This is a genomic window from Acidovorax carolinensis (assembly GCF_002157145.1).
GTDB classification, from domain to species: Bacteria; Pseudomonadota; Gammaproteobacteria; order Burkholderiales; family Burkholderiaceae_C; genus Acidovorax; species Acidovorax carolinensis.
The window spans coordinates 1863357-1888615 of record NZ_CP021361.1 but is presented as its reverse complement, the minus strand read 5'-3'; the positions used below and the strand labels follow the sequence as shown (position 1 = coordinate 1888615).

Below are 25259 nucleotides of genomic sequence, written 5' to 3'. Positions count from 1 at the left end.
CACAGCTCTGGCCGGGGTGACGGCCTGCACCAGGACGATCATCAACTGCCCAGGCTCACATAGACGTTCTGCACGTCGTCGTTGGCGTCAATGGCGGCCAGAAAGCTTTCGACTTCTTCGAGCTGCTCTGCCGTCAAATTGGCGGGATTCACCGGGTTCTTGGGCTTGTAGCCCAGCTTGGCCGACAGCACGGTAAAGCCCTGCGCCGGCAGCGCACGGCTGACCAGGTCCAGGTCAGTGGGGTCGGTCCAGAACGTGATGGTGCCCTCTTCGTCGCCGGCTTCAAAATCTTGCGCGCCGGCTTCGATGGCGGCCAGCTCCGGGTCGGCGCCGGGGGTGGATGGCTCGGCTTCGATCATGCCCACATGGTTGAAGTCCCAGGCCACCGATCCCGAGGTGCCCAACTGGCCCTTGCGGAACAGCACGCGCATCTCGGGTGCGGTGCGGTTGACGTTGTCGGTCAGGCATTCGACCATCACGGCCACCTGGTGGGGCGCAAAGCCCTCGTAAATCACACGCTCGAATTGCACAGCCTCATCGCCGATGCCAGCGCCCTTCTTGATGGCACGCTCCAGCGTGTCCTTGGGCATCGAGACCTTGCGTGCCTGCTCGACCACGAGGCGCAGGCGCGAATTGCCCGCCGGGTCGGCACCGCCGCGCGCCGCCACCATGATTTCCTTGGCCAGCTTGCCGAACAGCTTGCCTCTGGCGTCTGCGACTTGTGCCTTACCTTTTGCTTTCCACTGGGCGCCCATGGCTGATTTTCCTTGGTGTTGTGGCGCTCCATGAACGGGTTCACTGGCGCCTGATTTTTGTCTGGGGGGCGAATGCGCGCGGAGTTTTCCAGCGAAAACGGGGCGCGCAACCGAACCCTGTAGGTTACCACCCGGCGATTCGCCCTGCCTTTTTGCGTGGCTGCGCGCAACAATGCGGGTTAATCTCTCCGGTACCAGATTTACCGCCCCCCCCAGACCGGCACGGCGTAGAAGACTGCTGCGGCCCACTGGCGAAAAGTGGCGCACCGCGAACCAAACGGAGTTTTTCCCTTGCTCAACACCCTCTGGCTGGGTTTTTTTGTCACCGCGGCCATTGCCGCGCTGGCCCAATGGCTGATCGGCGGCAACGCCCAGATCTTCGCGGCCATGGTCGAGGCCCTGTTTGCCATGGCCAAGCTTTCCGTCGAAGTGATGGTGCTGCTGTTTGGCACGCTCACGCTGTGGCTGGGCTTTTTGCGCGTTGCCGAAAAGGCCGGCATCGTGAACGCCCTGGCGCGCTGGCTGGCGCCGCTGTTTGCGCGGCTGATGCCCGGCGTGCCGCGCGGCCACCCGGCCCTGGGCCTGATGACGCTGAACTTTGCCGCCAACGCGCTGGGGCTGGACAACGCCGCCACGCCCATGGGCCTGAAGGCCATGCGTGCCCTGCAAGAACTGAACCCGCAGCCCGACACCGCCACCAACGCGCAGATCCTGTTTCTGGTGCTCAACGCGTCGTCGCTCACACTGCTGCCGGTGACCATTTTCATGTACCGCATGCAACAGGGCGCGCCCGACCCGACGCTGGTGTTCCTGCCCATTCTTCTGGCCACTTCCGCCTCCACGCTGGTGGGGCTGCTCAGCGTGGCGATGGTGCAGCGGCTGCCCCTTTTCAGCCCGGTGGTGTTGGCCTACCTTTTGCCGGTGGCGCTGGCGTTGGCAGGCTTCATGGCGCTGCTGGCCACATTGAGCGCGGCGGCGCTGGCCCAGCTGTCGTCGCTGTTGGGCAACCTGACGCTGTTTGCACTGGTGCTGCTGTTCGTGGTGGTGGGCGCCTGGCGCAAGGTGGCCGTCTATGAGGCCTTCATCGAAGGCGCCCGCGAGGGCTTTGATGTGGCCAAGGGCCTGCTGCCCTACCTGGTGGCCATGCTGTGCGCCGTGGGGGTGTTCCGCGCCTCGGGCGCCTTGGGCTATGTGCTGGGCGCCATCCGCTGGTGCGTGCAGGTGCTGGGCATGGACGCGCGCTTTGTGGATGCCCTGCCCACGGCGCTGGTCAAGCCGTTTTCGGGCAGCGCGGCGCGCGCCATGCTGATCGAAACCATGCAGAGCCAGGGCGTGGACAGCTTCGCCGCGCTGGTGGCCGCCACCATCCAGGGCAGCACCGAAACCACGTTTTATGTGCTGGCGGTGTACTTTGGCGCCGTGGGCATCCAGCGCGCTCGCCATGCGGTGGCCTGCGCGCTGCTGGCGGAGCTGTCCGGTGTGGTGGCGGCCATTGTGGTGTGCTACCGTTTTTTTGGCTAAAAAACGAGCAAAATGGCGTCTAACGCTTATGGATAAAGCGCAAGCAGCTATCAATTAAAGAGCAAGCTGCCTGCTTTCAGGCCAACGCCTGTTCAAAGTCGGCCAGCAGGTCCGGCAATTCCTCCAGGCCGACCGACAGGCGGATCATGCTGTCGCCAATGCCCATGTTGGCCCGCACCTCAGGCCCCGCTTCCCAGAAGATGGTGTGCGCCACCGGGATGATGAGCGTGCGCGTATCGGCCAGGCCCGTGGCCTTGATGGGCAGTTGCAGACGATTGCACAGCGGCAGGCATTGCGCCGGGTCGCGCAGTTCAAACGACAGCAGCCACGAACCCGCCTTGAGGTGCTTTTTGGCCTGCGCATGCTGTGGGTGCGACTCCAGCAGCGGGTAATGCACGCGCGCCACGGCAGGGTGCTGCTCCAGCCAGCGGGCCAGTGCCAGCGCAGTGGCGCTGGTGCGGTCCATGCGCAGTGCCAGCGTTTCGGCGCCCAGCGCAATCTGGTGCGCAGCGTGGGACGACAAGGTGCCGCCCATGTCGCGCAGGCCCTTCTTGCGCACCTGCTGCAGGCCCCAGCCCTTGGCATCGCCCTTGCGGTAGGCCGGGAAGATGTTGGGGTAAGCGCTCCAGTCGAAAACGCCGGTGTCGGTGACGGCGCCGCCCAGCGCGTCGCCCTGGCCGCCGATGCTCTTGGTGAGGGAGTTGATCACCAGCCCCGCCCCCACCGTGCCCGGGCGAAACAGGTAGGGCGAGGCCACCGTGTTGTCCACCACGTAGAGCAGCCCGCGCTCCTTGCACAGCGTGCCAATGCCTTCCAGGTCGGGCATCTGGGTGCCGGGGTTGGCGATGGTTTCGACAAACACCATGCGGGTGTTGGGGCGCAGCGCGGCAGCCACGTTGGCCGCATCGGTCACGTCCACCGTGGTCACTTCAATGCCCAGGTCGGCCAACGTGCCGAACACGCTGTTGGTGTTGCCAAACACGAACTGGCTGGCCACCAGATGGTCGCCCGCCTTGAGCAGCGTGAGGAACACCGCGCAGATGCCCGCCATCCCGGTGGAGAACACGATGGAGCCATGCCCGCGCTCCATCTGCGTGATCTTGGCCTCCAGCGCCGCCGTGGTGGGCGTGCCCTGGCGCGCGTAGTTGAAGCCGCCCTTGGCCGTGCCCTGAAAGACGGCGATCAGGTCCTCGACCTTCTCGTAGCCGTACTGCACCGAGGTGTGAATAGGCTGGTGGATGGCCCCTTGCTCGGTGCCGCCCAGGCGGTCGGCGTGCACGATCTGGGTGGTGAAACTGTGGTTCTGCGGTGTCGTCATAAAAATCTGCGCTGTTTCTGCGGGGCTACTTACAAGACGGGGCGATCATTACTGGCGCGCCCTGATGCCAGTGCACCCGTGGAACTGGCTTTGCCAGGCCACCGGGTGCGTCCCCCTCCGGGGGAAGGCGCGCAGCGCCTCAGGGGGGCTACCGCTCCGGTGCGATGTGCTCGGCGTAATCGTACAGGGCGCCCAGAATCTCCTGGGTGCGGTCATCGTCTGCGGTTTCCGAGATCTGGTCGATCTCGGTGAACAGCTGCTCCACGGTCCGCGCTCCACCCGCGCCGTCAAACAGGCAGGCGGCGCGGTGCGCCTCCCAGCGCTCGGCCTCTTCGGGCGACAGCGTGTCCGGGAAGTTGCGGGCCCGGTAGCGCCACACCAGTTCGGCCAGGCGCGGGTCATCAAAACCCGTGCGCGTGGTGGCCAGCTTCGCCCCTGACAGGGTGCGCAAATCGTTCAGGTGGCGGCGGTCGCTGTTGCCCACAAATCCGCCATACAAGTCCTGGTCCACGTCGGGCGCAGGCTCGGCCGGGCGGGCAAACACGGCGGGCCAGATGCCGCTCATGTCGGGCAAGGCCCGCGCCATGTCGGCATGCTGCGCCGCCTGGGCCAGGTCGATGCCCCAGCGCTGCGCCAGCGCTGGCGTGAGCGTGTTCACGTTGCCCACCACCATCGGCGATTTGTTCAGGTGGATGGTCTTGATGGGCAGGCGCGTGGTGCCCTCGGCAGGTCGGCCGCCCTGGAGAACATGCGCAGGCGGATCTCGTCGGCGCCCAGCGTGGCCAGTTCGCGCGGGTTGTGGGCGAGGTCCCAGGCAATCAGCTCGTTCTTGTTGGTGGGATGGCTGGCCAGCGGCCACATCACCGCAAGGCAACCACGGTCGGCCGGAAACATGCCCGATACATGCAAAAACGGCCGCGCCGTAAGGGCCGTTGTCGGCAGGCGCAGCTCGGCGGCCACACGGTCCTTCTTGTGCAGCGACAGGGCAAAGTCAAACAGCTTGGGGTTGTGCTGGCGGATCAGCCGCGCCAGCGCAATGGTGGCGCGCACGTCCGACAGCGCATCGTGCGCGGCCTCGTGCACGAGGCCGTTGGCTTTGGAGAGATGTTCCAGCTTGAAGCTGGGCGTGCCGTCTTCCTTGGTGGGCCAATGGATGCCGTCCGGCCGCAGCGCATAGGTCATGCGCACCACATCAAGCAGATCCCACCGGCCGCACTGGTTTTGCCATTCGCGCGCGTAAGGGTCGATGAGGTTGCGCCAGAACATGAAACGCGTGATTTCGTCGTCAAACCGGATGGTGTTGTAGCCCACGCCAATGGTGCCCGTCTGCGCAAATTCGGCCTCGATGCGGCTGGCAAAAGCGTGCTCGGGCACGCCCTTTTCGAGGCACAGCTGCGGCGTGATGCCGGTAATCAGGCAAGACTGCGGATCGGGCAGATAGTCGTTGGCGGGCTGGCAATAAAGCATCAGCGGATCGCCGATTTCGTTCAGCGCGGCGTCGGTGCGGATGGCCGCAAACTGCGCCGGCCGGTCGCGCCGGGTGTTGGCACCGAAGGTTTCGTAGTCGTGCCAGAGAAAGGTGTGAGGGGCCATGGTCGGTAAAGAGACAAAGACAAAGGCAAAGGCAAAAAGAGCGCGCAAGGGCGCTGCCGGCGCCAAGGGTCCACTGTAACCGGGATTTCAATCTTTTTGACCTCCAGCGCTTGCACATCAAGCGCCGACAGCTATCAAAACAGTAGTGAACAAAAAGCCCCCCTCATTGCAGCGCGCCATGTCTGCGGCAAGACACGAGCGCTGCAGCGCGGGACAATGGCGCATGCAAACTACCCAAGCACCTCATTCCTTTCTTGCGCGCACCGCATCGCTTGTGTTGATGCGGATGCCTGCCGCAATGCTGGCGACCATGGCTTTGGCGGGATGCGCCTTAGCACCGGCTCCCGCCCGCCCCCCGGCCACGATGGACACCCCGGCCGCAGCGCAGCCCAGCCCCACTGCCGCCACTGCCGGAGGCACGTCAACCGATGCGGACCACGCGGCAGGCTTTGCCGCGTGGCGCACCGCCTTTGCGGCACAAGCCCTGGCGGGCGGCATTCGACCTGACACGGTGCGCGACGTGTTGGGCAACGCCCAATGGCAACCGCGCGTGGTGGAACTGGACCGCGCCCAGCCCGAGTTCACCCGCACGCCCTGGGCCTACCTCGACAGCGCCGTCTCTGCGCAGCGCATAGCGCAGGGCCAGGCCAAGCTGGCGGAGCACCAGGCAACGCTGGACGCAGCCGCCGCCCGCTACGGCGTGCCGGCCACCGTCATCACCGCCATCTGGGGCATCGAGAGCAATTACGGCAGCAACTTCGGCAGCTTGCGCACCGTGGACGCACTGGCCACGCTGGCCTACGACGGGCGCCGCCGCGCCTGGGCGCAAAGCGAACTGCTGGCGGCCCTGCGCATCATCGACGCGGGCGACATCGCCGCCGACCGCATGATCGGCTCCTGGGCCGGTGCGATGGGCCACACACAGTTCCTGCCCTCGGTGTTCCTGGCCTACGCCGTCGATGCCGATGGCGACGGGCACCGCGACATCTGGGGCAGCATCCCCGATGTGGCGGCATCCACGGCCCACTTTCTGGCCCGCTCCGGCTGGCGGGCGAACGAGCCCTGGGGGGCCGAGGTCCAGCTGCCACCTTCGTTCGACCATGCCCGGGCCGACCTCGGCGTGCGGCAGAGCACGGCGCAATGGGAAGCCGATGGAGTGCGCCCGCTCGACGGCCAGAGGTTGCCAAGCCTCGCCTCAGCCTCGATCGTTAGTCCGGGCGGCGCACGCGGCCCCGCTTTTTTGGTGGGAGCCAACTTCCGCACCATCCTGCGGTACAACAACTCCGTCAACTACGCGCTCGCGGTGGCACTGCTGTCGCAACAGATCGGCGGCGGTGCAGCCATTGCGGGCGCCTGGCCCCGCGACCTGGAGCCCCTGACACGCACACAGATGCAGGCGCTGCAAGAGGCCTTGAACCGCAACGGTTTTTCTGCCGGCACCCCGGACGGCGTGATGGGCCCAGCCACCCGCGCAGGCCTGCGCGCCTTCCAGCGCAGCGTGGGTGTGGCGCAAGACGGTTACCCCACGCAGGAGCTGCTTCAGCGCCTGCAGGCGCCGTGAAGGGCCGCCCGGGGTGAAACGCCCGTCGTGTCGGTCACTGCCAGGCACCAGGTAAAAAAACCCACGGCATACACCGTGGGTTTTTTTGTTTTCAGCGCTATGGGTGAGCGCCCAAGGGCGCAGGCACAGCACTCAATCGATCAATCAATCAATCTGCCGTGGCCTCTTCGGGTTCGGCGGGTTCTGACTTGGCCGAGCGATCCTTCTTGGGCAGCGGCTGGATATCCAGCAGCACTTCGGACGTTTCCACGCCCTTGTCGTCGGTCTTGACGTCGATGTCCACCGTCAGACGCCCACCTTCGGTCAGGCGGCCGAAGAGCAGTTCGTCGGCCAGTGCACGACGGATCGTGTCCTGGATCAGGCGCTGCATCGGGCGGGCGCCCATCAACGGATCAAAACCCTTCTTGGCCAGGTGCTTGCGCAGCGTGTCGGTGAAGGTGACTTCCACTTTCTTCTCGGCCAGCTGGGTTTCCAGCTGCAGCAGGAACTTGTCCACCACGCGCAAGATGATCTGCTCGTCGAGCGCCTTGAAGTTGACGATGGCATCCAGCCGGTTGCGGAACTCGGGCGTGAACAGGCGCTTGATGTCGCCCATTTCGTCGCCCGCCTGCCGCGGGTTGGTGAAGCCGATGGTCGCCTTGTTCATGGTCTCGGCGCCCGCGTTCGTGGTCATGATGATGAGCACGTTGCGGAAGTCGGCCTTACGTCCGTTGTTGTCGGTCAGCGTGCCATGGTCCATCACCTGCAGCAGCACGTTGAAGATGTCCGGGTGCGCCTTCTCGATTTCATCGAGCAGCAGCACCGCGTGCGGCTTCTTGGTGATGGCTTCGGTGAGCAGGCCACCCTGGTCGAACCCCACGTAACCGGGGGGCGCGCCGATCAGGCGGCTCACGGCATGGCGCTCCATGTACTCCGACATGTCGAAGCGGATCAGCTCGATGCCCATGATGTACGCCAGCTGCTTGGCCGCCTCGGTCTTGCCGACGCCGGTGGGGCCACTGAAGAGGAACGAGCCGATCGGCTTGTCGCCCTTGCCCAGGCCAGAGCGCGCCATCTTGACCGCGCTGGCCAGCACCTCGAGGGCCTTGTCCTGGCCGAACACGACACTTTTCAGGTCGCGCTCCAGCGTCTGCAGCTTGCCGCGGTCGTCGTTGGAGACATTGGCGGGCGGAATGCGTGCGATCTTGGCCACGATCTCTTCGATCTCGGCCTTGCCAATGGTCTTTTTGCGCTTGCTCGGCACCATGATGCGCTGGGCGGCACCGGCCTCGTCGATCACGTCAATCGCCTTGTCGGGCAGGTGGCGGTCGTTGATGTACTTGGCGCTCAGCTCGGCCGCAGCCTGCAGGGCCGCCGCAGCGTACTTCACGCTGTGGTGCTCTTCAAAGCGGCTCTTGAGGCCCTTGAGGATGTCGATGGTTTCCTGCACGGTGGGCTCGACCACGTCCACCTTCTGGAAGCGGCGCGACAACGCCGCGTCTTTTTCGAAGATGCCACGGTATTCCGAGAAGGTCGTCGCCCCAATGCACTTGAGCGCCCCGCTCGAGAGCGCCGGCTTGAGCAGGTTGGACGCATCGAGCGTGCCGCCCGATGCGGCACCCGCACCGATGAGGGTGTGAATCTCGTCAATGAACAGGATGGCATTGGGCTTGTCCTTGAGCGACTTGAGCACGCCCTTGAGGCGCTGCTCGAAATCCCCCCGGTACTTGGTGCCCGCCAGAAGCGCGCCCATGTCGAGCGAATAGACCACGGCCTCGGCCAGAATTTCAGGCACATCGTTTTGCGTGATGCGCCAGGCCAGACCCTCGGCAATCGCCGTCTTGCCCACGCCGGCTTCGCCCACCAGCAGCGGGTTGTTCTTGCGACGGCGGCACAGTATCTGGATCGTGCGCTCCACCTCGTAGTGGCGGCCGATCAGCGGATCAATCTTGCCTTCTTTGGCGGCCTGGTTCAGGTTCTGCGTGAACTGCTCCAGCGGAGACGCTTTTTCATTGCGTTCCGAACCACCGCCCTCCTCGCCTTCGGCCTGGTTCTCGGCCTTGGCGGGTTCTGGCGGTTCGCCTTTCTTGATGCCATGGGCAATGAAATTGACCACATCCAGGCGCGTCACGCCCTGCTGGTGCAGGTAGTACACGGCGTGCGAATCCTTCTCGCCAAAGATCGCCACGAGCACGTTGGCGCCCGTCACCTCTTTCTTGCCATTGCCCGTGGACTGCACGTGCATGATGGCGCGCTGAATCACCCGCTGGAAGCCCAGCGTGGGTTGTGTGTCCACCTCGTCAGATCCTGCGACCTGCGGCGTGTTGTCTTTGATGAAGTTCGACAGCGATGAACGCAGATCATCGATGTTGGCCGAACATGCGCGCAGCACTTCCGCTGCGCTGGGGTTATCGAGCAGTGCAAGCAACAGATGCTCCACGGTGATGAACTCGTGGCGCTGCTGGCGGGCCTCAACAAAGGCCATGTGCAAGCTGACTTCCAGTTCCTGGGCAATCATGTGAACTCCTTTGTGCTTGCGTGGAAGGGATAACTGTAGATCGGGATGAGAAACCTGTTATTCAACAGGCTCACTCACACATTGCAGGGGATGGCCGGCCTTGAGCGCGGCCTCCAGCACCTGGTCCACCTTGGTGGCGGCCACGTCGCGGGAATACACGCCGCAAACGCCTTTGCCGTCGAGGTGGATCTTCAGCATGATCTGCGTGGCCTGTTCCCGATCCTTGCTGAAGAACTCCTGCAGCACCACGATCACGAACTCCATGGGCGTGTAGTCGTCATTGAGCATGACCACCTGGTACATCTGGGCGGCTTGGTCTTTTGCGCGCGTCTTTCGAGCACGACCGAACCGCCGTCATCCTGCGCTGGCCGGATCACGGGCTGCGCGGTGGGGGTAGAGGGTGGTTTAGTTGCCATGAAATTCATTCTAGCCATCCAGAGGCATCGCTGCAGCCAGTGTCATCTGATGACGGTCGCGTGTTTTTCAACCGGACCCAGCGCACGAGTGCAGAAAAATCCCGTGTTCATTCATAGATCACGGAGGCAGAGCCCGTGCCAACCTGGGCACTCCAGGCTGCCAGTGCCGCGTCGGTGGGATAAAACCGGCTGGCATCGCCCAGCTGCAGCTCGGCCACCGCGGCGCCCTGCTCGGCCATGCAGCGTACGCCCATGCGAACGCGCAGTCCATGCAGCAGATCACCCTGTTCGGATTCTTCACGGCGCGGAGGAAACTCCTGCACCAGGCGCGGCACATCGGGGGATCTGTCACCCACCACCACATGGAGGTATTTGCCAAACCGCGCGCGGGCCCCGGCCAGATCCCAGACCTGCTGCACCTTCACCCGCAGGCCCCCGCTGAAATGGTCCAGCTGCAGGCGCCCCATCATGACCACGAACTCGTCTTCCTTGAGTTGATTGCGGTAGGTATTAAGCAGGGCTTCGTCGGCCGACGCCTCGATGACACCCGATTTGTCATCCAGCCGGAACAGGCCCAGCTTGCCCCGCTGCCCGTTGATCACGCGAAAGTCGCTGATGATCCCCGCAAGAATCTGGGGCTCGCGGCTGTCCAGCAGCTCGTCGATCTGGGTGCGCACAAAGCGACGCACCTCCTGCGCCACTTCGTCGAATAGATGGCCAGAAAGATAGAAACCAATGGCCGTTTTCTCCTGGGTCAGCCGCTCCTTGATACCCCAGGGCACCGCATCGACCAGGTCTGGCTCCTGCGTGCTCGAGCCATGGGCGTCGTCGCCCATCATGTCGAACAGGCCGCCCTGGTTCACGTTGGCCAGCGTGGCAGCAGCAAAATCAAAGGCGCGGTCGATCGAGGCCACCATGGCGGCGCGGTTGAGGTTGAGCGAGTCAAAGGCCCCGCCTTGATGAGCGCCTCGACGGTACGCTTGTTCAGGCGCGCCTTGTCCACCCGCACGCAAAAATCAAACAGGCTCTTGAACGGACCCGTGGTGGAGCCCTGAGGCCCTTCGCCCCGGCCCTCACGGGCCGCAACAATGGCATCGATGGCCTGCTGCCCCGTGCCCTTGACGGCACCCAGGCCGTAACGGATCACCCTGTCGGTCACGGGCTCGAAACGGTACGTGCCGCGATTCACATCCGGTGGCTCGAAGGTCATTCCAAAATTCTTCTGCGCATCTTCAAACAGCACCTTGAGCTTGTCGGTGTCGTCCATTTCCACCGTCATGTTGGCGCAGAAAAACTCGGCCGTAAAGTGCACCTTGAGCCAGCCCGTGTGGTAGGCCAGCAGCGAATAGGCGGCCGCGTGCGACTTGTTGAAGCCGTAGCCCGCGAACTTTTCCATCAGGTCGAACACCTCGTCGGCCTTCTCCTGGCTGATGCCCTTTTCTGCGGCCCCCTTGCGGAAGATGGCGCGGTGCTCGGCCATTTCCTCGGCCTTCTTCTTGCCCATGGCCCGGCGCAGCATGTCTGCGCCGCCCAGCGAGTAGCCACCCAGCACCTGGGCGGTCTGCATCACCTGCTCCTGGTAGACCATGATCCCGTAGGTTTCAGACAGCACCTTCTCGACCAGCGGATGCGGATACTCCACCACTTCCTTGCCGTGCTTGCGGTTCACGAAGCTCGGAATCAGGTCCATCGGGCCTGGGCGGTACAGTGCGTTCAGCGCAATCAGGTCTTCAAGGCGACTGGGGCGGGCTTCGCGCAGCATGCCCTGCATGCCGCGGCTTTCAAACTGGAACACCGCCTCGGTCTTGCCATCGGAGAAGAGTTTGTAGGTCGGCCCATCATCGAGCGGGATGGTCTCAAAACTGAAGTTCTCCTGGCCCTTGTGGCGCTTCATGATGAATTCGCGCGCAATCTCCAGGATGGTGAGCGTGGCCAGGCCCAAAAAGTCGAACTTCACCAGGCCGATGGCCTCCACATCGTCCTTGTCGTACTGGCTCACGGCCGCCTCGCTGCCCGGCTGCTGGTACAGCGGGCAGAAATCGGTGAGCTTGCCCGGCGCAATCAACACGCCACCGGCATGCATGCCGATGTTGCGCGTCAAGCCCTCCAGCTTTTGCGCCATCTCGATCACGGTCTTGACGTCTTCTTCCTTTTGCACCCGCTCCGCCAGCACGGGTTCCAGCTCCAGGGCGTAATTGTTCTTGTCGCCCTCTTTCTTCGGGTTGGGCGGGTAAGCCAGCGTGTAGGACTGCCCAGGCTTGTTGGGCACCAGTTTGGAAATGCCGTCACAAAACGTGTAACTCATGTCCATCACCCGGCCCACGTCACGTATGGCGGCCTTGGCGGCCATGGTGCCGAAGGTGGCGATCTGGCTTACCGCATCCTTGCCGTATTTGTCCTTGACGTAGTCGATCACACGGTCGCGGTTCGCCTGGCAAAAGTCAATGTCGAAGTCGGGCATCGACACGCGCTCGGGATTCAGGAAACGCTCGAACAGCAGGTTGTATTCGAGCGGGTCCAGATCGGTGATCTTGAGCGCATAGGCCACCAGGGATCCCGCGCCAGATCCGCGGCCAGGTCCCACGGGACATCCGTGCGTCTTGGCCCATTGAATGAAGTCCCCCACAATCAAAAAGTAGCCGGGAAAACCCATCTTCAGGATGGTATTGAGCTCGAACTCCAGCCGCTCCACATAGCGCGGCCGCTGTGCGTTGCGCTTGGCTTCGTCGGGGAATAGAAGCTTGAGGCGGTCCTCCAGCCCTTCGAAGGAAACGTGGCGGAAGTAATCTTCCACCGACAGCACCTGCCCATTCACGGGCGGGATGGGGAAATTGGGCAACTGCGGCTTGCCCAGCACCAGGCTGATGTTGCAACGGCGGGCAATTTCAACCGAATTGGCCAGGGCGGCAGGCAGGTCCTCAAACAGCGCCTGCATCTGTGCTGACGACTTGAAATACTGCTCGCGCGTGAACTTGCGCACGCGCCGCTGGTTGCCCAGAATTTCACCTTCGGAAATGCAGACCCGGGCCTCATGGGCCTCGTAGTCGTCGGCGGTGGCGAACTGCACGGGATGCGTGGCGACCACCGGCAAATTGAGCCGCGCAGCCAGCTGCACTGCGGCCACGACATGGGCCTCGTCATCGGCACGACCCGCCCGTTGCACCTCCACATAGAAACGGTGCGGAAAGATGCCGGCCAGCCGCAGCGCCAGACTCGCCGCCCCGACGTCATCGCCTTTCATAAGAGCTTGCCCACCGCGCCCGCCTGGGCGCCCGAAATCGCGATCAATCCCTCTCCCAGTTCCTGCAACCACTCCCAGGTACAGATGGCCTGGGCTTTGACCACATTGCGGGTCCAGGCGCGCGCCAGCAATTCGGAGAGGTTCAGATAGCCCTGGCGCCCCTGCACCAGCACCAGCATGCGCGAGGGCGCCGCCCCCGCCTCGCCTTCCAGAAGGATTTCAGCGCCCAGAATCGGCTTGACGCCTTTGCCGCGCATTTCCTTGTAGAACTTGATAGCGCCAAAGAGATTGTTGAGATCGGTAATGGCCAGCGCAGGCTGGCCATCCCTGGCCGCGGACTTGGCCAGGTCATCGATGCGATTGGTGCCGTCAACGACGGAAAACTCAGTGTGCAGGCGCAGGTGAACAAACATGGCCCCATTGTAGGAAGCCCGTCCGGCCCGGCACCTGAAATGGCCAATTTAAGCGCGCAAAGTGCAGCAGCCATGGTCGGTACAATGCCACCGTCGGTTGGAGTTCCGCCGCAGGCCAAGCCGCACCAGATCGGTGCAGCAGTCATTGCAGCGCCTGACCAGACACACGTTCACCTTTTGCCTGAAAGCTGCCTGCAATGCTGCGTGCCCCCCTGCCTTTTATCACTGCCCTGCTGACCGCCGGCCTGCTCGCGGGCTGTTCCAGCACTCCGGAAGACAAGACAGCGGGCTGGAGCCCCAACCGCATTTACTCGGAAGCCAAGGACGAGCTGAGCAGCGGCGCATTCGACAAGGCAGTGCCTTTGTTCGAAAAGCTGGAGGGCCGCGCAGCGGGCACGCCGCTGGCCCAGCAGGCGCAGCTGGACAAAGCCTATGCGCAATACAAGTCTGGCGAAAAGGCGCAGGCCATCGCCACCCTCGACCGGTTCATGAAGCTGCACCCCGCCAGCCCCGCACTGGATTACGCGCTGTACCTGAAAGGCCTGGTCAACTTCAACGACAACCTGGGCCTCTTTTCGTGGATTTCGCAGCAGGATCTGTCCGAACGCGACCAGAAAGCGGCCAAGGACTCCTTCGAGTCGTTCAGCGAACTGGCAACCCGGTTCCCTGACTCACGCTACGCCAAAGATTCGCGCCAGCGCATGACCTACATCGTCAATTCGCTGGCCCAGTATGAAGTCCACGTCGCGCGCTACTACTACCAGCGCGGCGCCTATGTGGCAGCCATTGGCCGTGCCCAGGCCTCACTGGCTGACTACCAGGGTGTGCCCGCGCTCGAAGAGGCCCTGTACATCCTGATCCAGTCCTACGACGCCCTGGGCATGACCCAGCTGCGGGACGACGCCCGCCGGGTCATGGAGGCTTCGTACCCCCAAGGCGTCTACGCGACGGGCAGCGTCAAGACCAAGTCGAATCCGTGGTGGAAGTTCTGGTAAGCGTATCCAGCGCTGCCTCGAACGCCTCGGGACTTTCAAGAATGCGCATGGGCGGCAATGCGCGCATCAGCCGTTTGCCGTAGCCCATCGTCACCAGCCGGATGTCGCATACCACCAGGATGCCCCGGTCCGACTCCCGCCGGATCAGCCGCCCCGCACCTTGCTTGAGCGCCACGGCGGCCTCCGGCACTGCAAGCATCTGAAACGCTCGTCCGCCAGCGGCCTCGATACGCTGGGTGCGGGCCTCCACCAGCGGATCGCCAGGGGGCGGAAAGGGCAGCTTGTCAATGATGACCAGTTGCAAGGCATCGCCTGGCACATCAAAGCCTTCCCAGAACGAGGCCGACGCCACCAGCACGCAGCCGCGCCCTCCGCTCAATGCACCGTCGCGAAAGCGCTCCATGAGGTGGCGTTTGGGCCAGTCTCCCTGCACCAGCACCTCCAGACCGTCAGGGCTGCTGCAACAGGCTTGCAAAGCATCGCCGATAACGCGCAGGGCCCTGAGTGTTGTGGTCAGAACCAGCGTATGCCCACCCAGACGGCTGGCGGCCGCTGAAGCCAACTGGGCCACGGCGATGCTGTGCGCGGGATCGGATGGCTTTGGCAAGTGCCGAGGCACGTACAACGCGGCCTGTGCGGCATAGTCGAACGGACTTTCCACGCGCAAGATCTCGGCATCCTGCAAGCCACAGCGCTCGGTGAACCATGTCAGAGCGGCATCGTCGCCCAGGGTTGCCGACGTGAAAATCCAGGCCCGCCCGACATGCTGCGAAGGTTGGGGCCACTCCTCGTCCGTGGCCTCGGCCGGAGCAGCAAGAAAGCGGGTTCGCATGGCCTGCGCAATATCCAGCGGCGACTCCACCAGCCGCAGTTGCCCCCCCAGCTCCACCCAGCGCACCGCATCAGGGCTGCACGGCGCAGCAAAGCGACCCAGGCGCGCCAGGATTTCCGCGCCCCGCTCATACAGGCGCATGAGGTCAGGGGAAGTTTCGCTGAACTGGTCCAGAGCTTCCAGGGCTTGCGCGCAGGCTACGGACAGCTGTCGAACAGCGTCATGCCAGCCCCCGGGCACAACGGCTTCAGGCACCTCGCCTGTCCAGCGCAGCTTGGTGCCGGCAGTACTGCTCGGCCCCACGGCAATCCGCAGATCGGCAGCGGCCCGATCGATACGGCCCGCCAGGGTGCTCCAGTCCGCAAGGCCACGGGCATGCTGCAAACCCGCAGCCAGAAGGTCACGCGAAAAATCCAGCAGCTGCCCGTGGTCAGTTGCATACCCAGGAACTGCACGCCGATTTCATTGATCTGGTGCGCCTCGTCAAACACCACGACCCGCACGGTCGGCAGCAACTCGGCCATGCCCGACTCCCGCACGGCCGCATCGGCAAAGAACAAATGGTGGTTGACTACCACCACATCGGCAGCCAGCGCTTCACGCCGGGCGAGGTTCACATGGCACTGGCGAAACCGGGGGCACGCCGTGCCCAGGCAGTTGTCGCGGGTGGATGTAATCAGGGCAATGACGGGTGAGCGCTCGTCCAGGCCCGGCAACTCGGCCAGATCACCCGAGCGCGTGCTGCGCGACCAGACCTCCACCTTCGCCAGCACCCGCTGCATGGCGCGATCCTGCGGCATGACATCCTGGCGCGCCTGCTCCATGCGATGCAGACACAGGTAACTGCCCCGTCCCTTGAGCAGTGCCGTGCGCACCGGCATGGCCAGGGCAGAGACCAACTGAGGGAGATCCCGGGAAAAAAGCTGGTCTTGCAAGGCCTTGGTGGCCGTGGATAGCAACACCCGCTCGCCGCTGAGCAACGCAGGAACCAGATAGGCGAAGGTCTTGCCAACGCCCGTGCCAGCTTCCACCACCAGGGGGCCACCCCGCTCAATGGTCCTGGCGACCGCGTCGGCCATTGCGATCTGACCATCGCGCGCACGGTAATGTGCGTCCATTCGCGACAGCACTCCATCGGGTCCAAATGCCGCATGCACGGCTTCCACCAAGCTCATCACGCGGGCTCTTGGGGCTGCAGCGCGCGCTCCAGACGGTCGATTTCGTCGCGCAGGGCCAGGCGGCGCTTCTTCAGGCGCCTGACCAAAAAATCGTCCGGCATTCCTTGCAGCGTTCCCTGGTCGATGCGGGCATCCAGATCAGCATGGGCGATGCGCAAATCAATCATCTGGCGCGGCAATGAGTGGTGGTTCGATTTCAAGACGTTGGCGGTGCGATGCACTCATGGGCATGGCAAAAATGCCACACGCGAGCGGATAATACGCGCTCTGGCACCCCTCCCTGAGGGGGATTTGCGCCGCCGCCCCCACAATCACCAGCATGACCAAAGCGTTCCGCCTTATCGCCTCGACCGGCATCCACAAGGGTGACCGCGAATACCAGCAAGACCAGGTGGCCCTGATCTCCCACGACCGCTACAACGGCTGCGTGCTGGGTGTCGTTGCCGACGGAATGGGCGGGCGTAGTGGCGGGCGCAAGGCCTCCGACCAGGTGATGATGACGGCCCGCCAGTTGTTCGAGCGCTACTCGCCAGAGACGGACGACCCTGCGGCCATGCTCAAGAACATGGTGGAAGAGGCACACATCGTCATCCGCCTCACTGCCATTTCCTCCGAACAGGAACCCCACAGCACGATTGCGGCGTTTTTGATCAACCCGCGCGGTGACTGCCACTGGGTTCATGCGGGCGATTCGCGCATCTATCACTTCGAGGGTGCCCGGCTGACCTTTCGCACCAGCGACCACTCTTATGTTCAGGCCCTGGTAGATCGCGGCGAGCTGACCGAAGCCGAGGCCAACATCCATCCGCATTCCAACATTCTGGTGGGCTGCCTCGGCACCGAAAGCGACCCGCCCATCACCACCCACACCATCCAGCAATTGCAGCCAGGCGATGTCCTGTTGGCCTGCAGCGATGGCGTGTGGCACTATTTTTCGCCCACCGAACTGGCCTCGGTGGTGGATTCACTGTCGCCGCGCGAGGCGACCGAATTCCTGATCGACAAGGCACGCTCGCGCGCACGCGGCGGTGGCGACAATCTGTCGCTGGTCGTCGTGAAAATCGAAGCCCTGGTCGAGGAAAAGAAAATCGGGCGACTTACCCCGGTATCCACAGGCAGCACCTGAAACGCACAGGCCCAACCCGCACGCGCTGGAGCGCGTGCACCCCGTCAAACATCCCCACTCAGGGCTGAACGGGAGGTAGCCCCGAAGATGCGGGCAACGAAGCCGTTGGCTTGCGCCCCGCAGCAGCGGCTTCGGCCTGCATTTTCTGCACCCGTTCGCGCCGCTCCTGCGCCGCTTTCACATTCTCGGCATGGCGGGCACGCGCAGCAGCTGCCCGTTGGGCGCTTTCCTCGGCACGCTGGGCCCGATTCTCCGCACCCGACTGCTCACGCGTGCGCTGCTGCTGCGCCCGCTGTTGCGCCTCACGCTGATGCTGGGTGCGCATTTCCTCCACACTGGCGGGAGCAGGACGACCCGCCCCGCGGGCTGAGCCTTGGGGTTGCGAACGGTCCGGAGCCATGCGCTGCTTTTCTTCAATCGAACGCAGGCGCTCTGCGGCCTTTTCCTTGCGTTCCGCGTCATTGAGCCGCAGCTCGCGAGCCCGCAGTTGAAGCTCGGCATTGCGTGCCTGGGTCCGCACGTCCCGAAGGCAGTCTTCCACCGCGAAGCGGCGATAGCACGCCGTTTCATCGCTTTTTTGGGTTGCGGCAATAGCCTGCCGCTCCTGGTGGATGCGTTCGCGTTCAGCCTGCCGCTCGGCCCGCGCTGCGCTGTGACGGTGCTCTGGCGGCACAGAAGCTGCCGACTGGGCCATGACTGGCCCGGCGACCAGGCCTACCAGAGCCCAAACTGCCCATGCGTTTTTCTTCATTACGTCAGTCCCGTGTCGACAGTGCGGCGATCGAGTGCGAGAAACTCCTTGGACTGCATCTCATGGAGCCGTGACACCGTTCGCGGAAACTCGTGTGCCAGCGGCCCATCGGTGTACAGCTGCTCTGGTGGCACGGCGGCCGACAAGATGAGCTTGACCCGCCGGTCATACAGCACATCCACCAGCCAGGTAAAGCGCCGCGCAGGCGAGGCCATGTTGACGGGCATATAGGGCACATCCGACAGCAGTACCGTGTGGAACTGCGTGGCGATCTCCAGGTAATCATTCTGCGACCGGGGGCCACCGCACAGCGTTTTGAAGTCAAACCACACCACGCCACCGGCCTTGCGCCGCGCCCGGATCTCGCGGGCCTCGATGTGCAGCACCGGGTCTTCGTCATGCACCTCGGCCAGCTGGTCGAAGGCCGTGTTCATTTCAGCGTCGGCCTCGGGCCCGAGCGGCGTGTGGTACAGCTTCACCTGCTCGAGCGTGCGGCGCCGGTAGTCGGTGCCGTTGTCCACGTTCACCACCTCCAGCTTTTCGTTCAGCAACGCAATGGCCGGCAGGATGCGGTCACGGTGCAAGCCATCAGGGTAGAGCTCATCGGGCTTGAAATTGGAGGTGGTGACAAAGCCCACCCCGTTGTCAAACAGCGCGGCCAGCAAGCGGTGCAGGATCATCGCGTCGGTGATGTCGGCCACATGGAACTCGTCGAAGCAGATCAGCTTGTAGCGCTTGGCGATGCGCGCACCCAGCACATCCAGCGGGTTCACCGTGCCCTGCAGGCCAGCCAGCTCGCGGTGCACCTCGCGCATGAACTCGTGAAAATGCAGGCGCACCTTGCGCTTGAGCGGCACGGCATTGAAAAAGCAATCCATGAGAAAGCTCTTGCCGCGCCCCACCCCGCCGTACATGTAAACGCCGCGCGGAACTTCAGGGTGGTTGATGATCTTCTTGAGGGCGTTGGAGCGGCGCGACTTGTATGCGGCCCAGTCCCGGGCGCAGCGCTGCAAGGCGTCCACCGCACGCAGCTGTGCCGGATCGCTCTGAAAGCCCTTGGCGGCAAGCTCTCTGAGATAGGTCTGTTTGACAGTCACGTTGAAGTTGCCCTGAAACTATGCAGCTATTAAATAAATAGCTGCTAGCGCTTTATACATAAGCGCTAGCAGCCAATTTGACGCAAAGAATCAGAAGTTCAGCGTGCGTTTGTCCACCGCCAGGGCGGCTTCCTTGGTCGCTTCGCTCAAGCTGGGGTGCGCGTGGCAGATGCGGGCGATGTCTTCCGCGCTGGCCTTGAACTCCATGGCCACCACGGCCTCGGAAATCAGCTCGCTGACCTGTGGCCCCACCATGTGCACGCCAAGGATTTCGTCCGTTTGCGCATCGGCCAGGAACTTGACCATGCCCGTCGTGTCGCCCAATGCGCGCGCGCGGCCATTGGCCAGGAACGGGAAGGTGCCGGCCTTGTACTTGACGCCATCGGCCTTGAGCTGCTGCTCGGTGCGGCCCACCCAGGCGATTTCGGGGCTGGTGTAAATCACCCAGGGAATGGTGTTGAAGTTGACATGCCCGTGCTGGCCGGCCATGCGCTCGGCAACGGCCACGCCCTCTTCCTCGGCCTTGTGCGCCAGCATCGGGCCACGCACCACGTCGCCCACGGCCCACACGCCGGGCAGGTTGGTCTTGCAATCGCCGTCCACGGCGATGGCGCCGCGCTCGTCGAGCTGCAGACCCACGGCTTCGGCATTCAGGCCGATGGTGTTGGGAACGCGGCCGATCGAGATGATGAGCTTGTCTGCATCCAGTGTCTGGGCTTCACCCTTGCTGTTGGTGTAGGCGATGCTGACGCCCTTCTTGCTGTTCTTGATCTCGCCGACTGTCACGCCGAGTTCGATCTTGAGCCCCTGCTTGTCAAACGCCTTCTTGGCTTCCTTGGCGATTTGTTCGTCCACGGCACCCAGGAAGGTTGGCAGGCCTTCGAGCACGGTCACTTCCGCGCCCAGGCGGCGCCAGACCGAACCCATCTCCAGGCCGATCACGCCCGAACCGATCAGGGCCAGCTTCTTGGGCACGGCGCCCATGCGCAGCGCACCGTCGTTGGACAGGATGTTCACTTCATCAAATGCCGCGCCGGGCAGCGCACGCGCATTGGAGCCGGTGGCAATGATGATCTGCTTGCCCACCAGGGTCTCTTCGGCAGCGCCGGCCACCTTGATCTCGTAGCCGCCGCCATCGGCAGCCTTCACAAACGAGCCACGGCCGTGGAAGAAGCTGACCTTGTTCTTCTTGAACAGGTACAGGATGCCGTCGTTGTTCTGCTTCACGACGCTGTCCTTGCGGGCCACCATCTTGGCCACGTCCATCTTCACGCCCGTGGCGGTGATCCCGTGGTCGGCAAAGTGCTTGTTGGCGTGCTCGAAATGCTCGGACGACTGCAACAGCGCCTTCGACGGAATGCAACCCACGTTGGTGCAGGTGCCGCCGGGAGCCGGGCCGCCCTTGTCGTTCTTCCACTCGTCGATACAGGCCACGTTCATGCCCAGCTGCGCTGCACGGATGGCAGCAATGTAGCCGCCGGGGCCGCCGCCGATCACGACGACATCAAATTGTTTGCTCATGGGGAAATCTCACTCGGTCAGTTGGTGAAAGACCCACCGACGGGCTCCAGCACAGGCCAGGCCACATGGGTGGGTCGATGCTTTCAGCGCTCAGCGCTTAGATGTCGAACAGCAGGCGCGAGGGGTCCTCCAGCGCGTCCTTCATGGCCACCAGGCCCAGCACGGCTTCGCGGCCGTCGATGATGCGGTGGTCGTACGACATGGCCAGGTAGTTCATCGGGCGCACCACGACCTGGCCGTTTTCGACCACGGCGCGGTCCTTGGTGGCGTGCACGCCCAGAATGGCCGACTGCGGCGGGTTGATGATGGGGGTGGACATCATCGAGCCGAAGGTGCCGCCATTGGAGATCGAGAACGTGCCACCGGTCATTTCTTCGATGCCCAGCTTGCCTTCAGCGGCCTTCTTGCCGAATTCAGCGATCTTCTTCTCGATTTCGGCAAAGCTCATCTGGTCGGCGTTGCGCAGGATGGGCACAACAAGGCCACGGGGCGAGCCCACGGCAATGCCGATGTCGAAATAGCCGTGGTAGACGATGTCGTTGCCATCGACCGAGGCGTTCAGCACCGGGTACTTCTTGAGCGCATGCACGGCGGCCTTCACGAAGAAGCTCATGAACCCGATCTTCACGCCGTGTTCCTTGGTGAACGCATCCTGGAACTTCTTGCGCATGTCCATCACCGGGGCCATGTTCACTTCGTTGAACGTGGTGAGGATGGCGTTGGTCGATTGCGACTGCAGCAGACGCTCGGCCACACGGGCACGCAGGCGGCTCATGGGCACGCGCTGCTCAGGGCGGTCACCCAGGTTCTGAGCCGACGAAGGTGCCGAAACCTGGGGCAAAGATTTGGTTGGAACGCCCGTGGGAATTGCGCTGGCAGCTACAGATTTTGCAGCCCCCGCAGCCACAGCCCCGAGCACGTCGCCCTTGGTCACGCGGCCATCCTTGCCCGTGCCGGCCACGGCCGACACCGACAGGTTGTTGTCGGCCAGCAGCTTGGCAGCGGCGGGCATGGCCACGTCGGCCTTCGAACCGCCGGTGGCAGCAGCGGCCACGGCCACAGCGGCTGCAGGTGCCGCAGCCGCGGCGGGCGCTGCAGCGGCAGCAGGCGCGGCGGCCCCGGCCTTGCCTTCGGTGTCGATCTTCGCGATCAGCTGTTCGGCCACCACGGTGGCGCCGTCGCCCTGGACGATTTCTGCCAGCACGCCTGCAGCGGGTGCGGGCACTTCCAGCACGACCTTGTCGGTTTCGATCTCGATCAGGATCTCGTCCACAGCCACCGCGTCGCCGGCCTTCTTTTTCCAGGTCAGCATGGTGGCCTCAGCCACGGATTCGGACAGTTGCGGTACTTTGACTTCTACGATAGCCATATCAATTCTTTCGGAATGGGGTTTTGTTCTGGAGAGGGTTTGCCGGCCTTACTTGGTCAGGACAAAACCCTTGAGCTTGGCAAACGCGCCTTCGACCAGCGCCTTTTGCTGTTCCTGGTGCAGGTGCGAATAGCCCACGGCAGGCGAAGCAGACGCTGCACGGCCGGAGTAGCCCAGCTTCTGGCCATCGAGCATGTTCTCGTGGATGTTGTGCTGGATGAAGAACCAGGCGCCCTGGTTCTGCGGCTCATCCTGGCACCAGACGATGTCCGTGGCGTTGGGGTACTTCTTGATCGCCGCGGCAAACGCCTTGTGCGGGAACGGATAGACCTGTTCAACGCGGATGATCGCCACATCGGTCACCTCGTTCTCGGTGCGCTTTTTCACCAGGTCGTAATAGACCTTGCCCGAGCAGGCAATCACGCGCTTGACCTTGTCGGCCTTCTTGTCGATGGCCTCGTTCTGCTCGGGGATCACCGTCTGGAAGCTGCCCTTGGTGAACTCGGCCAGCGGCGAGGTGGCATCCTTGTTGCGCAGCAGCGACTTGGGCGTGAAGATGATCAGCGGCTTGCGCAGGTCGCGCACCATCTGGCGGCGCAGCACATGAAAGATCTGGCTGGCCGTGGTGGGCTGCACGATCTGCATGTTGGCGTCGGCCGCCAGCTGCATGAAACGCTCCAGACGCGCGGAGCTGTGCTCGGGCCCCTGGCCTTCGTAACCGTGCGGCAGCATCAGTGTCAGGCCGTTGGCACGGCCCCACTTCACCTCGCCGGAGGCGATGAACTGGTCGATCACCACCTGCGCGCCATTGGCAAAGTCACCGAACTGGGCTTCCCAGACAACGAGCGTGTTGGGGTCGGAGCCCGCGTAGCCATATTCGAAGCCCAGCACGGCTTCTTCGGACAGGATGGAGTCGATCACGACGAACGGCGCCTGGTTCTCGGCCACGTTCTGCAGCGGCACATAGGTGCCGGTGTCCCACTTCTCGCGGTTCTGGTCGTGAATGACGGCATGGCGGTGCGTGAAGGTGCCACGGCCCGAGTCTTCGCCCGACAGGCGCACCGGGTAGCCGCTGGCCACCAGCGAGGCAAAAGCCATGCTCTCGCCCATGCCCCAGTCCACATTGACTTCGCCACGGCCCATGGCGGCGCGGTCGTCATACACCTTCTTGACCAGCTGGTGCGGCGCAACGCTGTCCGGAATGGTGGTGAGCTTTTCCGCCAGACGCTTCCATTCGGTCAGCGGAATGGCGGTGTCTCCGGCATCGGTCCACTTCTTGCCCAGGAAGGGCGACCAGTCCACCGCGTACTTGCTCTTGAAGTTGGTCAGCACGGGATCAACGGTGTGCTTGCCAGCGTCCATGGCGGCGCGATAGGCCTTGACCATGTCGTCGCCCAACGTCGCACCCAGGCCCTGGGCCGCCAGCTTGTCGGCATACAGCTTGCGCGTGCCGGGATGGGCGGCGATCTTCTTGTACATCAGCGGCTGGGTCAGAGCAGGCGTGTCCTGCTCGTTGTGGCCCAGCTTGCGGAAACAGGTGATGTCCACCACCACGTCCTGGCGGAACTCCATGCGGAACTCCAGCGCGAGTTGCGTGGCCAGCACCACGGCTTCGGGATCGTCGCCGTTGACGTGCAGCACCGGCGCCTCAACCATCTTCACGATGTCGGTGCAATAGACGGTGGAGCGCATGTCGCGCGGATCGGAGGTGGTGAAACCGATCTGGTTGTTGATGATGATGTGCACCGTGCCACCCGTGGTGTAGCCACGGGTCTGGGCCAATGCCAGGGTTTCCTGGTTGACGCCCTGGCCGCCAAAGGCGGCATCACCGTGCACCAGCACGGGCAGAACCTGGCTGCCCTTGGGATCGGCTCGGCGGTCCATGCGGGCGCGCACCGAACCCTCCACGACCGGGTTCACGATTTCAAGGTGCGAGGGGTTGAACGCGAGCGACAGGTGCACCGGGCCCCCAGCAGTGGACACGTCGGAGCTGAAGCCCTGGTGGTATTTCACATCGCCCGCGGGCAGGTCTTCGGGTGCGGTGTGGTCGAATTCGGCAAACAGGTCCTTGGGCATCTTGCCCAGCGAGTTCACCAGCACGTTCAGACGGCCGCGGTGGGCCATGCCGATCACGATTTCCTGCACGCCCTTGGCGCCAGCCGACTGGATCAGTTCGTCCATGGCAGCAATGAAGCTCTCGCCGCCTTCGAGCGAGAAGCGCTTCTGGCCGACATACTTGGTGTGCAAAAAGCGCTCCAGCCCTTCGGCGGCCGTCAGGCGATCGAGGATCTGGCGTTTGCGATCAGCGTTGAACTGGGGCTTGCTGCGGATGCTTTCAAGCTTTTGCTGCCACCAGCGCTTTTGCGCCTGGTTGGTGGTGTACATGTACTCGGCGCCAAGGGTGCCGCAATAGGTTTCATGCAGCGCATTGAGCAACTCGCGCAGCGGCATCTTGTCCTTGCCGAAGAAAGTGTTGCTCGTGTCGAACACCGTTTCCTGGTCGGCGTCGGTGAAGCCATAGAACGACGGCTCCAGCTCGGGAATGGCGGGGCGCTCGGTGCGCTTCAGGGGGTCCAGATCGGCCCAGCGCTGGCCCACATTGCGGTAGGCGGCAATCAGCTGTTGCACGGCGGTGCGCTTGCGGCCCATTTCGGCGTCGGCACTCGCAACGACCACTTTGGTGCCGCCTTGCTTTGCGCGCTCCGCAAAAGCGTTGATCACGGGGAGGTGCGGAACGTCCCTGGCGTTGGAACCGTCGACAGCGGGAACATGCTGCAACGCATCAAAATATTCGCGCCAGGTGTCGGGCACGCTGCCAGGATTGGCAAGATAGTTTTCATACATCTCTTCGACGTAGGGCGCATTGCCGCCGAAGAGATAGGTGTTGCCTTGGTAGGCTTGATAGACGGATGTCGTATCGCTCATATTCCGCTGACCTCCGCTTCCCTTCGGGAAGCATTAGCTGGTTGAGAAACCTTCCGCGACACGGCTGGACCGATTGGCGGATGCGACTGTGGCTGGGGAAGGGCCTTTGTACGGGGCGTATTGTGCCACCGAACGCCCGGGTGCTCCAGC

General features: G+C 63.6%; 13 protein-coding genes and 4 pseudogenes. 4 read left to right on the top strand and 13 right to left on the bottom strand.

All coding sequences use genetic code 11. The features are described 5' to 3' along the window. Nucleotides 1-41: 41 nt before the first annotated feature. The gene (locus CBP34_RS08825) at nucleotides 42-755 is read right to left on the bottom strand and encodes a YebC/PmpR family DNA-binding transcriptional regulator (RefSeq protein ID WP_086912288.1); all 714 of its coding nucleotides are present in this window, start codon (nucleotides 753-755) and stop codon (nucleotides 42-44) included. A gap of 291 nt (nucleotides 756-1046) precedes the next feature. On the opposite strand from CBP34_RS08825, the gene CBP34_RS08820 reads away from it, so the two are divergent. After that, nucleotides 1047-2276 (top strand): nucleoside recognition domain-containing protein, encoded by a 1230-nt coding sequence (locus CBP34_RS08820; RefSeq protein WP_094097805.1) that lies wholly within the window; start codon nucleotides 1047-1049, stop codon nucleotides 2274-2276. A 76-nt stretch (nucleotides 2277-2352) separates the two neighbouring features. On the opposite strand, the gene CBP34_RS08815 is transcribed toward CBP34_RS08820, so the two are convergent. After that, nucleotides 2353-3594 carry a cystathionine gamma-synthase family protein gene (locus CBP34_RS08815; RefSeq protein ID WP_086927153.1) on the bottom strand — a complete coding sequence of 414 codons (1242 nt, stop codon included), beginning with the start codon at nucleotides 3592-3594 and terminating at the stop codon, nucleotides 2353-2355. A 148-nt stretch (nucleotides 3595-3742) separates the two neighbouring features. Further along, nucleotides 3743-5187 (bottom strand): annotated as a pseudogene (sbcB, locus tag CBP34_RS08810) (exodeoxyribonuclease I). Between the two features lie 298 nt (nucleotides 5188-5485). Between sbcB and CBP34_RS08805 the strand changes: the two are divergent. Beyond that, entirely contained in the window at nucleotides 5486-6748 is a 1263-nt protein-coding gene (locus CBP34_RS08805) for a lytic murein transglycosylase (RefSeq protein WP_086914056.1), read from the top strand. 148 nt (nucleotides 6749-6896) lie between these two features. Here CBP34_RS08805 and clpA read toward each other — a convergent pair whose 3' ends face one another. From clpA to dnaE, 3 genes and pseudogenes are all read right to left on the bottom strand, one after another. Then, nucleotides 6897-9245 (bottom strand): ATP-dependent Clp protease ATP-binding subunit ClpA, encoded by a 2349-nt coding sequence (clpA, locus tag CBP34_RS08800; RefSeq protein ID WP_086912284.1) that lies wholly within the window; start codon nucleotides 9243-9245, stop codon nucleotides 6897-6899. 57 nt (nucleotides 9246-9302) lie between these two features. Continuing rightward, nucleotides 9303-9661 (bottom strand): annotated as a pseudogene (gene clpS, locus CBP34_RS08795) (ATP-dependent Clp protease adapter ClpS). A gap of 107 nt (nucleotides 9662-9768) precedes the next feature. Next, nucleotides 9769-13315: pseudogene (gene dnaE, locus CBP34_RS08790) on the bottom strand (DNA polymerase III subunit alpha). A 197-nt stretch (nucleotides 13316-13512) separates the two neighbouring features. On the opposite strand from dnaE, the gene CBP34_RS08785 reads away from it, so the two are divergent. Then, complete coding sequence (locus CBP34_RS08785; protein WP_086927151.1) at nucleotides 13513-14310, top strand: outer membrane protein assembly factor BamD; 798 nt, start codon at nucleotides 13513-13515, stop codon at nucleotides 14308-14310. On the opposite strand, the pseudogene CBP34_RS08780 reads toward CBP34_RS08785, so the two are convergent. Together CBP34_RS08780 and CBP34_RS08775 are read right to left on the bottom strand one after the other, a co-directional pair. Continuing rightward, a pseudogene (locus CBP34_RS08780) lies at nucleotides 14273-16317 on the bottom strand (ATP-dependent DNA helicase). The gene CBP34_RS08785 and the pseudogene CBP34_RS08780 sit on opposite strands and share 38 nt — an antisense overlap. Next, a complete protein-coding gene (locus CBP34_RS08775) occupies nucleotides 16317-16520 on the bottom strand; it encodes a YdcH family protein (protein WP_094099118.1) in 204 nt (67 codons plus the stop codon). The pseudogene CBP34_RS08780 and the gene CBP34_RS08775 overlap by 1 nt, the downstream one beginning before the upstream one ends. Nucleotides 16521-16639: 119 nt before the next feature. On the opposite strand from CBP34_RS08775, the gene CBP34_RS08770 reads away from it, so the two are divergent. Next, nucleotides 16640-17446 carry a PP2C family protein-serine/threonine phosphatase gene (locus CBP34_RS08770; RefSeq protein ID WP_094097804.1) on the top strand — a complete coding sequence of 269 codons (807 nt, stop codon included), beginning with the start codon at nucleotides 16640-16642 and terminating at the stop codon, nucleotides 17444-17446. Between the two features lie 58 nt (nucleotides 17447-17504). Here CBP34_RS08770 and CBP34_RS08765 read toward each other — a convergent pair whose 3' ends face one another. From CBP34_RS08765 to CBP34_RS08745, 5 genes are all read right to left on the bottom strand, one after another. Then, nucleotides 17505-18197, bottom strand: a complete 693-nt coding sequence (locus CBP34_RS08765; RefSeq protein WP_094097803.1) for a hypothetical protein — start codon at nucleotides 18195-18197, stop codon at nucleotides 17505-17507. Then, nucleotides 18197-19294, bottom strand: a complete 1098-nt coding sequence (zapE, locus tag CBP34_RS08760) for a cell division protein ZapE (protein WP_086912277.1) — start codon at nucleotides 19292-19294, stop codon at nucleotides 18197-18199. Before zapE ends, CBP34_RS08765 begins: the two co-directional genes overlap by 1 nt. 90 nt (nucleotides 19295-19384) lie before the next feature. Then, nucleotides 19385-20815 (bottom strand): dihydrolipoyl dehydrogenase, encoded by a 1431-nt coding sequence (gene lpdA, locus CBP34_RS08755; protein ID WP_094097802.1) that lies wholly within the window; start codon nucleotides 20813-20815, stop codon nucleotides 19385-19387. 97 nt (nucleotides 20816-20912) lie between these two features. Continuing rightward, nucleotides 20913-22184, bottom strand: a complete 1272-nt coding sequence (gene odhB / locus CBP34_RS08750) for a 2-oxoglutarate dehydrogenase complex dihydrolipoyllysine-residue succinyltransferase (RefSeq protein ID WP_094097801.1) — start codon at nucleotides 22182-22184, stop codon at nucleotides 20913-20915. 48 nt (nucleotides 22185-22232) lie between these two features. Further along, a complete protein-coding gene (locus CBP34_RS08745; protein WP_086912274.1) occupies nucleotides 22233-25109 on the bottom strand; it encodes a 2-oxoglutarate dehydrogenase E1 component in 2877 nt (958 codons plus the stop codon). Nucleotides 25110-25259: the final 150 nt, after the last annotated feature.